Origin of the sequence: Leisingera sp. SS27 (genome assembly GCF_028368855.1) — a bacterium.
Classification (GTDB): domain Bacteria; phylum Pseudomonadota; class Alphaproteobacteria; order Rhodobacterales; family Rhodobacteraceae; genus Leisingera.
In genome coordinates, this window is the sequence record NZ_JAQNCY010000017.1 from 1 (window position 1) to 12,740 (window position 12,740).

18 protein-coding genes, 1 tRNA gene and 1 pseudogene are annotated in these 12,740 nt (G+C 62.3%); 9 read left to right on the forward strand and 11 right to left on the reverse strand.

Features of this window, described 5'->3' with window-relative positions; translation table 11 throughout:
* Window positions 1-163: pseudogene (gene glyA, locus N6L27_RS21815) on the forward strand (serine hydroxymethyltransferase); the annotation flags it as partial.
* 269 nt (window positions 164-432) lie between these two features.
* Window positions 433-966, forward strand: coding sequence for an RNA 2'-phosphotransferase (locus N6L27_RS21820; protein WP_271909539.1), 534 nt, complete (start codon window positions 433-435; stop codon window positions 964-966).
* Window positions 967-1,033: 67 nt separating this feature from the next.
* On the opposite strand, the gene N6L27_RS21825 is transcribed toward N6L27_RS21820, so the two are convergent.
* The 4 genes from N6L27_RS21825 to N6L27_RS21840 form a co-directional block, all read right to left on the reverse strand.
* Complete coding sequence (locus tag N6L27_RS21825; protein WP_271909540.1) at window positions 1,034-1,321, reverse strand: hypothetical protein; 288 nt, start codon at window positions 1,319-1,321, stop codon at window positions 1,034-1,036.
* A gap of 68 nt (window positions 1,322-1,389) precedes the next feature.
* Window positions 1,390-2,067: a PspA/IM30 family protein gene (locus N6L27_RS21830; RefSeq protein WP_271909541.1), complete on the reverse strand. Its 678-nt coding sequence runs from the start codon at window positions 2,065-2,067 to the stop codon at window positions 1,390-1,392.
* Between the two features lie 93 nt (window positions 2,068-2,160).
* A complete protein-coding gene (locus N6L27_RS21835) occupies window positions 2,161-2,757 on the reverse strand; it encodes a TetR/AcrR family transcriptional regulator (RefSeq protein WP_271909542.1) in 597 nt (198 codons plus the stop codon).
* Between the two features lie 66 nt (window positions 2,758-2,823).
* Window positions 2,824-3,189 carry a hypothetical protein gene (locus N6L27_RS21840; protein WP_271909543.1) on the reverse strand — a complete coding sequence of 122 codons (366 nt, stop codon included), beginning with the start codon at window positions 3,187-3,189 and terminating at the stop codon, window positions 2,824-2,826.
* 103 nt (window positions 3,190-3,292) lie between these two features.
* On the opposite strand from N6L27_RS21840, the gene N6L27_RS21845 reads away from it, so the two are divergent.
* Entirely contained in the window at window positions 3,293-4,051 is a 759-nt protein-coding gene (locus N6L27_RS21845) for an alpha/beta fold hydrolase (RefSeq protein ID WP_271909544.1), read from the forward strand.
* A 6-nt stretch (window positions 4,052-4,057) separates the two neighbouring features.
* Here the strand turns inward: N6L27_RS21845 and N6L27_RS21850 are convergent, their stop codons facing one another.
* The 3 genes from N6L27_RS21850 to N6L27_RS21860 form a co-directional block, all read right to left on the reverse strand.
* Complete coding sequence (locus N6L27_RS21850; RefSeq protein ID WP_271909545.1) at window positions 4,058-4,246, reverse strand: hypothetical protein; 189 nt, start codon at window positions 4,244-4,246, stop codon at window positions 4,058-4,060.
* Between the two features lie 96 nt (window positions 4,247-4,342).
* Complete coding sequence (locus N6L27_RS21855; protein ID WP_271909546.1) at window positions 4,343-5,347, reverse strand: sterol desaturase family protein; 1,005 nt, start codon at window positions 5,345-5,347, stop codon at window positions 4,343-4,345.
* 23 nt (window positions 5,348-5,370) lie between these two features.
* Window positions 5,371-6,129: a class II aldolase and adducin N-terminal domain-containing protein gene (locus N6L27_RS21860; RefSeq protein ID WP_271909547.1), complete on the reverse strand. Its 759-nt coding sequence runs from the start codon at window positions 6,127-6,129 to the stop codon at window positions 5,371-5,373.
* Between the two features lie 110 nt (window positions 6,130-6,239).
* On the opposite strand from N6L27_RS21860, the gene N6L27_RS21865 reads away from it, so the two are divergent.
* The 6 genes from N6L27_RS21865 (at window position 6,240) to N6L27_RS21890 (ending at window position 10,447) form a co-directional block, all read left to right on the forward strand.
* A complete protein-coding gene (locus N6L27_RS21865) occupies window positions 6,240-7,130 on the forward strand; it encodes a LysR family transcriptional regulator (RefSeq protein ID WP_271909548.1) in 891 nt (296 codons plus the stop codon).
* A 152-nt stretch (window positions 7,131-7,282) separates the two neighbouring features.
* Window positions 7,283-7,984: a 7-cyano-7-deazaguanine synthase QueC gene (gene queC / locus N6L27_RS21870; protein WP_271909549.1), complete on the forward strand. Its 702-nt coding sequence runs from the start codon at window positions 7,283-7,285 to the stop codon at window positions 7,982-7,984.
* Window positions 7,984-8,337, forward strand: a complete 354-nt coding sequence (queD, locus tag N6L27_RS21875; RefSeq protein ID WP_271909550.1) for a 6-carboxytetrahydropterin synthase QueD — start codon at window positions 7,984-7,986, stop codon at window positions 8,335-8,337. The genes queC and queD overlap by 1 nt, the downstream gene beginning before the upstream one ends.
* Window positions 8,334-9,041 carry a 7-carboxy-7-deazaguanine synthase QueE gene (queE, locus tag N6L27_RS21880; protein ID WP_271909551.1) on the forward strand — a complete coding sequence of 236 codons (708 nt, stop codon included), beginning with the start codon at window positions 8,334-8,336 and terminating at the stop codon, window positions 9,039-9,041. The genes queD and queE overlap by 4 nt, the downstream gene beginning before the upstream one ends.
* 16 nt (window positions 9,042-9,057) lie before the next feature.
* Entirely contained in the window at window positions 9,058-9,522 is a 465-nt protein-coding gene (queF, locus tag N6L27_RS21885) for a preQ(1) synthase (protein WP_271909552.1), read from the forward strand.
* Window positions 9,523-9,757: 235 nt separating this feature from the next.
* Complete coding sequence (locus tag N6L27_RS21890; RefSeq protein ID WP_271909553.1) at window positions 9,758-10,447, forward strand: hypothetical protein; 690 nt, start codon at window positions 9,758-9,760, stop codon at window positions 10,445-10,447.
* Here N6L27_RS21890 and N6L27_RS21895 read toward each other — a convergent pair.
* From N6L27_RS21895 to N6L27_RS21910, 4 genes are all read right to left on the reverse strand, one after another.
* Window positions 10,424-11,155, reverse strand: a complete 732-nt coding sequence (locus tag N6L27_RS21895; RefSeq protein ID WP_271909554.1) for a helix-turn-helix domain-containing protein — start codon at window positions 11,153-11,155, stop codon at window positions 10,424-10,426. The two genes, N6L27_RS21890 and N6L27_RS21895, sit on opposite strands and share 24 nt — an antisense overlap.
* 178 nt (window positions 11,156-11,333) lie before the next feature.
* Window positions 11,334-11,419, reverse strand: a tRNA-Leu gene (locus tag N6L27_RS21900).
* Between the two features lie 108 nt (window positions 11,420-11,527).
* On the reverse strand, window positions 11,528-12,043 hold the full coding sequence (locus tag N6L27_RS21905; protein WP_271909628.1) for a tetratricopeptide repeat protein: 516 nt from the start codon (window positions 12,041-12,043) through the stop codon (window positions 11,528-11,530).
* Between the two features lie 138 nt (window positions 12,044-12,181).
* Window positions 12,182-12,652, reverse strand: coding sequence for an Lrp/AsnC family transcriptional regulator (locus tag N6L27_RS21910; protein ID WP_271909555.1), 471 nt, complete (start codon window positions 12,650-12,652; stop codon window positions 12,182-12,184).
* Window positions 12,653-12,740: the final 88 nt, after the last annotated feature.

Sequence of the window (12,740 nt, forward strand, 5' to 3'; positions counted from 1 at the left end):
CGGGTTCGGCGAGGCGGAGTTCCGCCAGATCGCCGACCTGATCATCGAGGTGATCGACGGGCTGGCAGCCAACGGTGAAGAGGGCAACGCGGATGTGGAAGCGGCGGTGCGCGCCAAGGTCGCCGGCCTCTGCGCCAGGTTCCCGCTCTATCCGAACCTGTAAGCCCTTCCGGGACTGAACACATTAAACCGCCGCGGCCCAAAAGCCGCGGCGGTTTTCTGTTGCCCGGCAGGCTCCCGCGCCCCGCCTGTGCATCAAGGATGCCCCGGCATGGGCCTTGGGCCCGGCAGTGCACCTGGCGGGGCACTGCCCGCGCCGTGCACCTGCACGGCGCCCCGCCCAACGCTTGCAGGCCGGACGAAGGCAGGCCGGAAAGGGGCGGGAGAACTGCCTGTCTGGACCGCTCCGGGTAAAGCTGCGATAGTGCGGTGATGCCAGACAATGATTTGAAACAGCTCAGCAAATTTCTCAGCTATATTCTGCGGCACAACCCCGGTGCCCTGGCATTGGACATGGACCCTCAGGGCTGGGTCAGGGTGGAGAGCATCCTGGCCAAGGCCGAAGCACCCGTGACCCGCCATCAGATTGAAGAGGTTGTACGCACAAGCAGCAAGCAGAGGTTTTCGTTTTCCCCTGACGGCCTGAAAATCCGGGCGAACCAGGGCCATTCCTTTGCCGTGGATCTCGGGCTGACCCCCTGCCGCCCGCCAGCAACGCTGTTTCATGGTACTGCGGAGCGCGCCCTGCCTGCGATCCTGTCTGAGGGGCTGAAACCGATGCAGCGCCAGCATGTTCATCTGTCGCCTGACGCCGCAACAGCCCGGACTGTGGGAATGCGGCACGGCAAGCCGGTCATTCTGAGCGTTGATGCAGAACGCATGGCGGCAGAGGGCCATGTATTCTTTCTGTCTGAGAATGGTGTCTGGCTGTGCTCTGCGGTACCGGCGCAGTACCTGATGCACTAGAACAGCCGCCCGCATCATTCAGCGGGCGGCTTGCGGCCAGGGGTGGCCTGGGGCGGACAGGCTGAACTCAGAAGTCCTTCTTGGTGTCCATCAGCGCATCTTCCAGCAGTTTTTCATTGCGCGCATCCTCGATCTTGCGGATGCGGTCCTCGCTGGAGCGGTGGTCGAACCGGTATTTCACCACGTTGATGAGGCTCAGCGTCAGCAGCAGAACAGCCATGCCCCAGTAGCCCTTGGTCGCCAGCGGCACGTCAGTCGAGAGCCACAGGGAAATTCCCAGCATGCCATAGGCGATTGCGACGCCGGCAGTGTTCAGGAAAATGATGAGCTTGTTGTCGGTGTTGTCGGTATACATTTGTTTTCTCCGGTAAATTCCATGAAGTCAGTGCGGCACGGCAGGCCGCGTAGAATGAGAAGGACGGGTCAGTCCTTGGGTTTGAGGCGGCTCAGCACATCTGCTGCGGTGCTGCGGCTGCGGGGTCCGAAACCCGCGTCGGCCAGATCGTCGGCAATCGAGGTGTTGTTCAGCTCGCCGTCGATCTCCCGCAGGATTTCGCCCTGCTCGAAAGGGTCGTCGCGCTGCAGCACGTCGCGGATCAGCGCTTCGGCCTCCTCTGCCGGGCTGTCGCCGCCGGTGTGGCGGCGCAGGCGGCGCTGGATGTCCTGCTCGTGCCGGGTGGCGCGGGCGGCAATAGCGCCCTGCTTGAGATCGGCAATGCGGCGGCTGGCGGTTTCCACCGACTGGCGCAGCTGCAGGATGCGGGTGTCGAGCCGGTCCAGGGTCTGGCGGCGCACCACCAGTTCGTTCTCCATGTCGGCCACTGCCTGGGCGGCGCTTCTGGCCAGATCCTCGCGCCCCGCCTCCAGCGCCTCGCCTGCCCGGGCCATCAGGTCGCGGACGCGCTCCTCCAGTGTTTCCACCTGGCGCTGCTCTGCCCGCTGGCGCTGGATCAGGCTGGCCAGCGTTAGCTTTGCCGCCTTCAGATTGGCGTCCGCCTCGCGGATCTTCTGGGTGATCAGCTCAATCGAATAGGTCTCGCGCAGCTGCTCTTCTGCCCGGGCATTGGCGCCGGTGATCAGGGTCTTCAGAGTGTTGAACATTGCTTCCTCCGCAAACATGAACATCGTTCACAGGGAATCATTTAACAATATCCTGAACGTCGTTCAAGTATTTTCTTGAACGCTGTTCAAAAACTATTTGCCGCCGATTTGCTCCAGCACCTGGGCGATCATCTGCTCGATCCGTTCCGGCGGCACGCCGGAGATACGCTGCTCCAGCCCCAGGAGCACAATGCCGTGGACGGCAGAGAAAAGCGCCCGCACCATGAGGGAGGCTTCGCCTGCGTCCTTGTCCGGGAACAGTTCACCCACGGGCCGGGCGATATTGGCAAACAGGTCATCCAGCGCGGTCAGGTACCACTCCGGTGTCTTGTCCTCAGCCGTCATTCGCAGGTCGAACATCGCCCGCCAGAGGTTGGTGTTTTCCACCGCGAAATGCAGGTAGGCGTTGCTCATCAGGATCAGGCGGCGGGTGGGCGGTTCCGCCTCGCGGCCCGCTACCGAGGCCTCAACCGCGGCGCCGAGTTTCTGGAACGTGCGGCCGTTCACCGCCATGATGATGGCGGTCAGATCGTCGAAAGCGTTGTAGATCGCCCCGACCGCGCAGCCTGCATCCTGCGCCAGGTCGCGGGCGCGCAGCGCCCCTGCCCCGTCGCGCGCGATGCGGATCTCTGCCGCTTCCACCAGTTTCTGCCGCAGCGCTGTCTTGCGCGCTTCCACCTTGCCTGCCATGGCGTCCTGCCTTTGTCTTGAACTGCGTTCAAAATACCGCCGGCAGACGCGGCGTAAAGCAGGAATTCAGATCAGGCCGCGCCAGCGCAGCACCACCACCAATAGGATCAGCACGCAAAGGATGGAAAATGCCATGCTGCCAAGCACGCCGAGCCAGAAGCCCTTGCGGCGGTCGGCAAGGTCGATTTTCTGAAGATGCGCCTTTACCTCGCGGGCGGCGCCCTGCAGCGGCTTTTCGTCCACCGTCATCCGCAGCTTGGGGTGCGCCAGCAGCGGCAGCGCAGCTGCCAGCCGCATGCCCTGCTTGTAGACCCGCCGCGGAATGCGGCGGCGGACATGTTTCAGTGCGGCTTCGAGGTCGCCCGATGCGTGCTCGCGCTCCTTCAGAAGGGTGCGGATGTCTTCAATATCCTGATCCAGGCTGGCGGCCATTGCGGCACTCTCCTGTTGCTGCACTGTGGCGCTACCCTAGCCTGCCCCTGCGGTTGCCTCAATGGGGGTGGCAAGCCTCCGCCTGCGCGGCTATCAAGTGCGCATGCTGAACACGATCATTCATGGCTCTGCCACTGCAAACACCCCGCTTCTGATTGCCCACGGCCTTTATGGCTCTGCCCGCAACTGGGGCGTCATCGCCAAGCGCCTGTCGGATGAACGGCAGGTGGTGGCCGTGGACATGCGCAACCACGGCGACAGCCCGCGCGCGGACAGCCATACCTATCCGGAGCTGGCGGATGATCTGGCAGGGGTGATTGCGGCCCAAGGCGGCCAGATGGATGTGATCGGCCATTCGATGGGCGGCAAGGCTGCGATGATGCTGGCGCTGAACCACCCTGAGGCGGTGCGCAGGCTAGTTGTCGCCGACATCGCGCCGGTTGCTTATGGCCACACGCAAATTCAGTATATCCATGCGATGAAGTCGCTGGATCTCGAGAGTATTGAGCGCCGCCCGGAGGCCGCCGCACAGTTGGGTGAGGCCGGGGTGGAGCCTGCGCTGCAGAGCTTCTTCACCCAGTCGCTGGACCTGCCGAACAAGCGATGGAAGCTGAACCTGGACACGCTGGCGGATCAGATGCCGAATATCATGTCGTTCCCGCCAGCGGACGCCGTTTGGGACGGGCCTGCCCTGTTCCTGTCAGGATCAGAGTCGAACTACGTTCTGCCGGAGCACCGCGAGGAGATCCGCGGGCGTTTCCCCAATGCGCGCTTTGCCAAGCTGCCCGGCGCGGGTCACTGGCTGCACGCCGAGAAACCGCGGGAGTTTGAAGCCGCCGCGCGGGTGTTCCTGAACGCCTGAACCGGTTCAGGCGCCGCGGGTGTAGAGCTGTTTCGCCACCAGCCAGGCCACTGGCAGTGCCAGGACCGCCCCCGCTGCGGCGGCGCCTATGATCGCCTGTGTGGTGACCAGCCCGGCCGCCAGAACCGCAATCACCCCGGCTCCGGCCAGGCTGCTGCCGATCAGCGAATAAAGGATGGATGCAAGGCGCAACATGGGCTTTCTCCTATGCCTTTGACTGTCCTGCGGTCAGGCATAGGGATTCGCGAATATATACGCCTTGATCCTGATCAGTTTCCGGAAACCTCAATCCTAGCGGGTGTACATCTGCTTCTTGAAAGCCCGGGTCCGCTCTGTCGCGGCGGCGGAGCCGTCGTGGTAGGTGCCGAACCACTTGTCAAAGGGGATCTCCGAGGTGCCGTAGTTGCATTCGAAATAGCGGTGATGCAGCTGGTGGAAGAAATCGCCGGCCTTGGCGGCCTCGGTTTCCTTGGCAATCAACCGCTCAAAGCCGGAGTGCGACAGAACCGGGCTCACCTGCTGGAACATCGCGTGAAAGGCCAGGTGCAGCGGGTGCGAGGGCACGACCAGGTGGATGAAGTAGGTGGTGAAGTAAAGCAGGTTTTCATACCAGTGGTTGGAGATCCCCGACCAAGGCCCGGTGTTGACGTTGCGGTGGTGCACCGCGTGGACGTGCCTGTAGAGCCGCGGGTGATGCTCCAGCCGGTGCACCCAGTAGAAATGCAGGCCGGACCACATCGGGATGAACAGCATCCAGACCACGCACCACACAGGCGCCTCTGCGAAGGTCACGACCGGCACCCAGCCGTTGGCCATCAGCCAGTAAATGCCCCATTGATAGACGGTGGCCACGGTGATGGCGCTGCCGAGCGTCCACCAGATGTTGTCCCAGACCTGGTTCTTGAAGGTGAAGGTGCCGTTTCCGCGTGAGAGGTCGCGTTTGTCGAACTTCTTTTGCATGCCCTGGCCCTTGCGCATGTAGAACCACCAGTGCAGGCCCCCGGCCACCACGGCCTGCGGCAGCAGGTTAGCCAGCCAGACCCGCAGCATCCATCCGGGACGGAATTCAACCATTTCTGCCAGCGGCGGCAGCATCCAGGCGTAAACCGCCAGCGCCAGCAGGAAACAAAGCGTCAGGGCGGTGATCTCCATCCAGGCGCCGCGGTACCAGCTGAGGACCGCCGCCGGGCGCGGCGGCCAGCTGAACAGCGGGTTGAGCGGCACCGGCCCCTTGGGGTGGTAATGCCAGCGCTCGGCCTCGCGGTCGCGTTCGGCGGTGTGCAAAGTTCCGTCCATTGTGCTGCCTCCCCTGCTGGCGCTCAGCTTGCGTAGCTGGAACCTTCGTCGTCGAGGATCGCCTTCAGCTCCGCCAGATGGCGCTCGGCCTGATCCGGGTAATCCTCCAGCTCCTGCGCGGTTTTCTCGGCGATTTCGTCGCTCAGCACCCGCAGCTTCTGGCCGGTTTGCAGCGCGCGGATATAGGTCTCCGCCGCGCGTTCAAAGTAATAGAGCCGGTTGAAAGTGTCCGCGACGCTGTCACCGATAACCAGCACCCCGTGGTTGCCCATGATCATGGTCTTGACCTTGGGGTCGGTCAGCATCGAGGCGCATCGGGCGCCCTCATCCTCAAACGCCAGCCCGCCGAAATCGCCATCCACCACATAGCGGTTGTAGAAGGTGGCTGTGTTCTGGTCGATCGGCGGCAGGGTACTGTCAGCGAGGCAGGCCAGGACGGTGGCGTGAATCGAATGCACATGCATCACGCAGCGCGCGTGCGGGCACAGCCGGTGAATGGAGCCGTGCAGCCCCCAGGCGGTGGGGTCCGGCGCGTCGGGGCGGTCCATGGTCTTGGGGTCGTTGGCGTCCAGGAACAAAAGATCCGAGGCCTTGATGCGCCGGAAATGCGCCTGGTTGGGATTCATCAGGAACTGGGTTCCATCGTCGTTCACCGCCAGGCTGAAATGGTTGGCCACGCCCTCGTGCATATCCAGCCGTTCGGTCCAGCGGAACGCCGCGGCCATGTCCACGCGCTCCTGCCAATGGGTGAGGTTCGGGCTGAGGTCCGCTTGTTTGTTCATCTTGGGTCTCCAAATCCGCTTTCCCTAGTGGTGACAGCCGCAATTCCTGCTGACAAACGATTGATTCAGCCGCTATGCATTAATTGAACTAATGCATAGGTCATACATCGATGCTGACACCCGGACCGCCCCCCTCCTCCCTGCCTCCGCTCACCTGGCTGCGCGCCTTTGAGGCCAGCGCCCGGCACCTGTCGTTCACCCGCGCCGCGGCGGAGCTGAACCTGACCCAATCGGCAATCAGCCAGCATGTGCGCAGCCTGGAGAATTTTCTGGGACGCGAGCTGTTCATCCGCAAAACCCGGGCGCTGGAACTCAGCGAGGCCGGGGCGAATTACATGCCGATCGTACGCGAGGCATTTGAGCTGATTGCAGCTGGCACCCAAGCGTTTACCGGCGGCGATCAGGGGCGGCATCTGGTCCTGCAGTGCAACATGGCGTTCTCAGTCTTCTGGCTGTCACCGCGGCTGCCGCGGCTGTATGAGAAGTTCCCCTGGCTGGTGCTGAACATCGTGACGCCGATCTGGGACCCGGAACGCCATGCCAGTTCCGCCGGGACCGAAATCCGCTTTGGCCGTCCCAATGACATGTCAGCAGCGGCGGTGCGGCTGACCTATGACCGGTTCTACCCGGTCTGCGCACCAGGCTATCAGAACGGCAAGGTGGACTTCAGCATCGCAACGCTGCTGGATTGTGCTGGCGTAACAGGGTCCTGGGGGGCCTGGTTCAAGTCGCAGGATCTGCCGTTTGACCGCAACCACGAGATCAACCTGGCCTCCACCTACGTGATATCCATGACGGCCGCAGTAAACGGGGCTGGGATTTCAATGTCGCATGACACGCTGGCGGGCGGACTCTTGGAGAGCGGCCAGCTGGTCCGGGCCAGCGAACACTCGGCGGAACTGCTGGAGAACTATTTTCTGATGCCGCCGCCCAGCCATGCCAGCACCCCGGCGTCGCGTGCGTTTCTGGAGTGGCTTGAGGCGGAGTTGCCGCCAGTTTAGGAAGCCCGCCCGGCTGATAGCCACTTTCAAGTTTTTCAAACAAGTCCTGAAGAATGTGCGCAATCCGCCCAGCTCTTGCGCGTTAAGCCATGCGCAGCTATACGCGCGGCACCGGTCGCAGCCTACCCGGTCACCAAAACAAGGGTTCAAAAATGAAAACTATCGTTATCTGCTCAGGCGGGCTGGATTCCGTTTCGCTTGCCCATATGGTCGCTGAGGAGCATCAGCTGACTCGTCTTGTCTCCTTCGATTACGGCCAGCGCCACAAGAAGGAACTCGACTATGCCGCTGCCGCCGCCAAGCGGCTGGGCGTGCCGCATGACATCATCGACATGAGGGGCATCGGTGCCGTGCTTTCGGGCTCTGCCCTGACCGATGACATCGACGTGCCGGACGGCCACTACGAGGAAGAGACCATGAAGGTCACCGTGGTGCCGAACCGCAACGCAATCATGCTGACCATTGCTTATGGCATCGCTGCCGCAAACGGCGATGACGCTGTGGCGACCGCAGTGCATGGCGGCGATCACTTTATCTATCCGGACTGCCGCCCGGCCTTTACCGAAGCGTTTGACGCCATGCAGCGGGCGGCGTTGGACGGCTATGCGGACGTGCGGCTGTACACTCCGTTTGTGCACCGCACCAAGGGCGACATCGTGACTGCCGGCGCCAGGCACGACACCCCCTTCGCCGAGACCTGGTCCTGCTACAAGGGCGGCGACAAGCATTGCGGGCGCTGCGGCACCTGTGTGGAGCGGCGCGAGGCCTTCCATCTGGCCGGCGTTGAAGATCCGACGGAGTACGCAGACCCGGATTTCTGGAAAGCGGCGATTGCCGCCAAGGATAGCGCCTGATGTTCCGGATAACCAAGGAGTTCCATTTCTCCGCCTCCCACCAGCTGACCCATCTGCCGCCGGACCATCAATGCGCCCGGCTGCACGGCCACAACTATGTCGTGGTGGTGGAACTTGCGGCCAAGGAACTGAACAGCGATGGGTTCGTGCGCGACTATCACGAACTGAAGCCGCTGAAGGACTACATCGACGAGACCTTCGACCACCGGCACCTGAACGATGTGCTGGAGGGGTATTCGACGGCAGAGAACATGGCCAGGCATTTCTACGACTGGTGCCATGCGCGCTGGCCGGAAGTGACGGCAGTGAAAGTCTCGGAGACCCCCAAGACCTGGGCGGAGTACCGGCCATGAGCTTGCGCATCGCCGAAATCTTTGGCCCCACCATCCAGGGCGAAGGCGCCCTGATCGGGGAACCCACGGTGTTTGTGCGCGCGGGCGGCTGCGATTACCGCTGCAGCTGGTGCGACAGCATGCATGCTGTCGACAGCGCCTACCGCCACGACTGGGCGGTGATGACGCCCGAGGATGTAATGAGCGAAGTGCGCCGCATGTCAGGTGGCAAGCCGCTGACCGTCTCGATCTCGGGCGGCAACCCGGCGATCCAGGATTTTGGCCCGGTGATCGCGATTGGCAAGGAAGAAGGCTACCGCTTTGCCTGCGAAACCCAGGGCTCAGTCTCGCAGCCATGGTTCGGCGCTTTGGACACGCTGGTGCTGAGCCCCAAGCCGCCTTCAAGCGGTGAAAAAACCGACTGGCACAAGTTCACCCGCTGCCTGAATCAGGCCCGGGGCTGCGGCCAGAAGGTGATGAAGATCGTGGTGTTTGACGACACCGATTATGCCTGGGCCAAGACTGCCGCAGAGCGCCACCCCGACCTGCCGCTGTATCTGCAACCCGGCAACCCGGAGGTCGATCCGGAGCTGCCGGTTGATCTGAACCAAGCCACCGACCGCCTTTTGTGGCTGATTGAAAAAGTGACCGGCGACAGCTGGTTCACTCCCCGCGTCCTGCCCCAGCTGCATGTGCTGGTCTGGGGCAACAAGCGCGGCGTCTGAACATAGGAACCCTGACATGTCTGACAGCATCTACAGCAATCTTAAGCAGCTGGGCGGCGACACCATCGTGCCGCAAAGCCCGGAACAGGCGGAATTGGAGCGGGTTCAGAACCCGCAGGCCGACGTGGATTACAACGTGCGCTTCACCGCGCCGGAGTTCACCTCGCTCTGCCCGATGACCGGCCAGCCGGATTTTGCCCATCTGGTGATCGACTATGTGCCGGGCGAATGGCTGGTGGAGAGCAAGTCGCTGAAGCTGTTCCTCACCTCCTTCCGCAACCACGGCGCCTTCCACGAAGATTGCACAGTCTCCATTGCCCGCCGCCTGGCCGATTTCCTGGAACCGAAATGGCTGCGCATCGGCGGCTACTGGTACCCGCGAGGCGGCATCCCGATTGATGTGTTCTGGCAGACCGGCCCGATGCCCGAGGGCGTCTGGATCCCGGATCAGGGGGTTCCGCCCTACCGCGGCCGCGGCTGACACAACTTAGAGCCCGCATCACACGGATCAGCCCGGCAGCAGCGCTGCCGGGCTTTTTCTTTGCAAAACCGCGTCCTGCTGCCGTCATACCCCTGTTGCGGCTTGGCGCGGTGCAACCTCAAACAAACTAACAATTTACCGCAAAAGTAGTTTTGAGTTTAGTGGTCCTGTCCCGGCTGGCGACGCCATCCGGGGATCCGGCAAGCCCGGGCAAATAACAAAATGACGGGGGACCATGATGAACTCTTTGGACTTGGGGAAAACGCTTTCGGGCTATCTGCAAGCGCTTTCGCAGGCAGGTCTGCAGGTCGAAATGCTCACCGATTTCGAGAAAGTGCCCGAAACCGCCCTGGCGTCAGGACGTCAGTTCCAGATGCCAGGGTTTGCCATCGAACGGGCCGACCACACCGAAAACTCCGCCTTCTGGCTGTTCCTGAAAGACGGTGACAGCTATATCGGCGGCGCTGCTTCGATGCTGCAGGATCTCGGCCGGGAAACGCTGGCGGAGTATCTGCTGCGCACATCGCGCCACCAGTTCCCCAATGAAGCAGGCGGCGGGGTGGAAAGCGTGGCGGAACCGCTGGCGCGCGAGGTGCGCGGGCGGCTGGCCTATGTGGGCGAGCTGACCTTTCTGCCCGGCCACCGCGGACGGCGGGCGGAACGGCTGGCGCCGTTCATGCGGATCTTCCAGATCCTGGCAATTCAGAAATGGGATGTGGACTGGATCTATGCCTTCATCCCCGACCGCCACATGCAGGCGCGGCTGGATCTGGTCTATGGCTTCACCCGTGCTATCCCCAGGGCGCAGAAATGGCGCGACCCGGAACCGGAGGTGCGCAGCAGCACCGAATGGTTCGTCGGCGCGCCCCGGCTGGAGATGGAGCACATGCTGCAGAGCGATCTAGCCGGTTTTGATGTCCTGTGAGAAGTTGACCACCAGCAGCTTACCGTCAGGCAGATAGACCGGTGCCAGCACGCGGCGGTACTGGCGGGTGAAACGGCGCCCGTTCAGCAGTTTCACGTCCAGCGAGGGATGGGTGATCACCGGTTCGCCCCGGCTGATGGCTTCGCTGTGGGCCATCACCAGTTCGGCGTTTACCGTGTCGCTGAATCCGTTCAGAGTGCTGCGCAGCTGGCTGCTGTCCGAAACCTCAAAGCAGATGGAGGCGAGGCTGGCCGGACCAGAGCGGATCGGCTGGATGCGGTTGTTCTCCGCATCAGGAGGGTTGAACATATCAACTGCATGCTGCAGCCGGTCAAATCCTTCCAGGCGGCCGCTGTTGGTGAACCACCAGTCCAGAAAATCCTGCAGCGACACGTCACAACCGCTGTACTGGCGGGTTCTGGCAGCGGCCTGCAGGCGGGAATTGAGAATCTCGAATGCTTTTGCCGCTGCCGCGTCAGCACGGATATCCGGCAGCAGCTCCAGCCCGGCCATGTCCGAGGAAAAATACTGGAACGACACCCCAAGCCCGCGCGCCAGCGCGTCCAGCGTGCTCCAGCCGATCTCGCGCTCATGCTTGAGCGCGCTGTTGAAGGTGCCATAGGGAATGCCGCACTTCAGCGCCGCCTGCCGGTTGGACAGGTTCATATCCTCCAGAAGAGCTGAAATCTTTTCGTGGATGAGCGCCATGTTTGCCGGATCTTTCACATTCCGCGAAATATCTTGCACAAAATCATCGTCACAGCAACGCAATCCCACCGCGAGCGTGTGAGAGGTCAGCAAAAAAAGATGCGGTCCCTGACCGGCGCGGCGCCCCAGTTCCCACAAAAACTGCCTTAAAACAGCGCTGCAAGTCATTCGAGAAAGCTGGTGCCCGCGGCCGGACTCGAACCGGCACGGCCATACGGCCAGGAGATTTTAAGTCTCCGGTGTCTACCATTCCACCACGCGGGCACAGGACGCCGTCAGACGCCGCCCTAGCCGCAGGTCTAGCCTCCTGATTTCACGCGGACAATCTGTTTTCGGCGAGAACAGAGAAATTTTCCCCCAGCACGGGCAGTGCTACAACTCCACATCCCCGGCGCCGGGTGGCGCCAGCGGCCCGCCGGGGTCCGCCAGATAGCGTTCGGGCAGCCAGGGATTGAGCTTCAGCGCCGCGGCAAGGGCCTCTCGCGCTTCTTCCAGCCGGGACAGGCCATAAAGCGACAATGCCCGCCCACTCATCGCGGCGATGTGGCGGGGCGACAGTTCCAAAGCCCGGTCCAGGTCCGTCAGGGCAGATTCGAAATCCCGGCGCAGGTAATGCACAAAGGCGCGCTGATTGTAGCCCTCGGCATACTCCGGGCAATAGGCAATCAGCTGGTCAAAATCTGCCAGCGCACCCAGGAAATCGAAGGCAGAGCGTTTGGTCATGCCACGGTCCAGAATGGCCTGCGCCTGCGCGTTGGGTGCATCGGCCCAGTATTCCCACATCCGGTTGGCGATTTCCCGCGCTTGGGTTTCACTTTCTGCGTCCTGCACCTCCCCCATCAGCGCCTCCAGCGGGGTGCTGTGGTCGGGCGCTTCCGGGCATTCCATTGCGTGCGCCGGAATAGCCGATGCGGTGACAGCCACGGCTAAAACAAAAGGGGGACGGAACAGAGTAAAAAACATACCCCATGGTCGCACAAATGCGGTTTCAATCAAATCAACTGGCCGTGTTTTCCTGCCCGCCCCTTAAAGCGGTCCCAGCGCGCCATCTTCCTTGACCGCCTGCATCGCAACATAAGTCGACGTTGAGGCCACATGCGGCAGCGAGGAGATCTTCTCGCCCAGCACCGCGCGGTAATCGGTCATCGAGTGGGTCCGCACCTTCAGCAGGTAGTCAAAATGCGATGCCATCATATGCGCCTGCTCGATCTCCGGCAGCCGCGCCACCGCGGCGTTGAACTTGGCCAGTGCCGCCTCGCGGGTGTCGTCCAGCTTCACCTCGACAAAGGCCACGTGGTCGAGTCCAAGCCGGATCGGGTCGACCAGAGCGCGGTAGCCGGTGATGATCCCTTCCGCCTCCAGCCGTTTGAGCCGGGTCTGGGTCGGGGTTTTCGACAGCCCGATCCGCCGTGCCAAATCAGCGATTGAGATGCGGCCGTCCACGCTCAGCACATTCAGAATCGCCCGGTCGAAACGGTCAAGGTCGGTGGAGTTCATTTGGACTTTCCCAGGCTCACATTTCACTCATTCGACCTGCGTCTACCACATCTTCAGGCGATTGTCCTTTTCGAAAGGGTGTATTCTT

What these genes read in the sequence shown, in the direction of transcription:
- queE (WP_271909551.1), top strand. Translation starts at nt 8,334, where the DNA reads ATGAGCTTGCGCATCGCCGAAATCTTTGGCCCCACCATCCAGGGCGAA.
- N6L27_RS21895 (WP_271909554.1), bottom strand. Translation starts at nt 11,155, where the DNA reads ATGGCGCTCATCCACGAAAAGATTTCAGCTCTTCTGGAGGATATGAAC.
- N6L27_RS21910 (WP_271909555.1), bottom strand. Translation starts at nt 12,652, where the DNA reads ATGAACTCCACCGACCTTGACCGTTTCGACCGGGCGATTCTGAATGTG.
- N6L27_RS21825 (WP_271909540.1), bottom strand. Translation starts at nt 1,321, where the DNA reads ATGTATACCGACAACACCGACAACAAGCTCATCATTTTCCTGAACACT.
- queD (WP_271909550.1), top strand. Translation starts at nt 7,984, where the DNA reads ATGTTCCGGATAACCAAGGAGTTCCATTTCTCCGCCTCCCACCAGCTG.
- N6L27_RS21845 (WP_271909544.1), top strand. Translation starts at nt 3,293, where the DNA reads ATGCTGAACACGATCATTCATGGCTCTGCCACTGCAAACACCCCGCTT.
- N6L27_RS21865 (WP_271909548.1), top strand. Translation starts at nt 6,240, where the DNA reads ATGCTGACACCCGGACCGCCCCCCTCCTCCCTGCCTCCGCTCACCTGG.
- N6L27_RS21820 (WP_271909539.1), top strand. Translation starts at nt 433, where the DNA reads ATGCCAGACAATGATTTGAAACAGCTCAGCAAATTTCTCAGCTATATT.
- N6L27_RS21855 (WP_271909546.1), bottom strand. Translation starts at nt 5,347, where the DNA reads ATGGACGGAACTTTGCACACCGCCGAACGCGACCGCGAGGCCGAGCGC.
- queF (WP_271909552.1), top strand. Translation starts at nt 9,058, where the DNA reads ATGTCTGACAGCATCTACAGCAATCTTAAGCAGCTGGGCGGCGACACC.
- N6L27_RS21860 (WP_271909547.1), bottom strand. Translation starts at nt 6,129, where the DNA reads ATGAACAAACAAGCGGACCTCAGCCCGAACCTCACCCATTGGCAGGAG.
- N6L27_RS21840 (WP_271909543.1), bottom strand. Translation starts at nt 3,189, where the DNA reads ATGGCCGCCAGCCTGGATCAGGATATTGAAGACATCCGCACCCTTCTG.
- queC (WP_271909549.1), top strand. Translation starts at nt 7,283, where the DNA reads ATGAAAACTATCGTTATCTGCTCAGGCGGGCTGGATTCCGTTTCGCTT.
- N6L27_RS21905 (WP_271909628.1), bottom strand. Translation starts at nt 12,043, where the DNA reads ATGGAATGCCCGGAAGCGCCCGACCACAGCACCCCGCTGGAGGCGCTG.
- N6L27_RS21890 (WP_271909553.1), top strand. Translation starts at nt 9,758, where the DNA reads ATGATGAACTCTTTGGACTTGGGGAAAACGCTTTCGGGCTATCTGCAA.
- N6L27_RS21830 (WP_271909541.1), bottom strand. Translation starts at nt 2,067, where the DNA reads ATGTTCAACACTCTGAAGACCCTGATCACCGGCGCCAATGCCCGGGCA.
- N6L27_RS21850 (WP_271909545.1), bottom strand. Translation starts at nt 4,246, where the DNA reads ATGTTGCGCCTTGCATCCATCCTTTATTCGCTGATCGGCAGCAGCCTG.
- N6L27_RS21835 (WP_271909542.1), bottom strand. Translation starts at nt 2,757, where the DNA reads ATGGCAGGCAAGGTGGAAGCGCGCAAGACAGCGCTGCGGCAGAAACTG.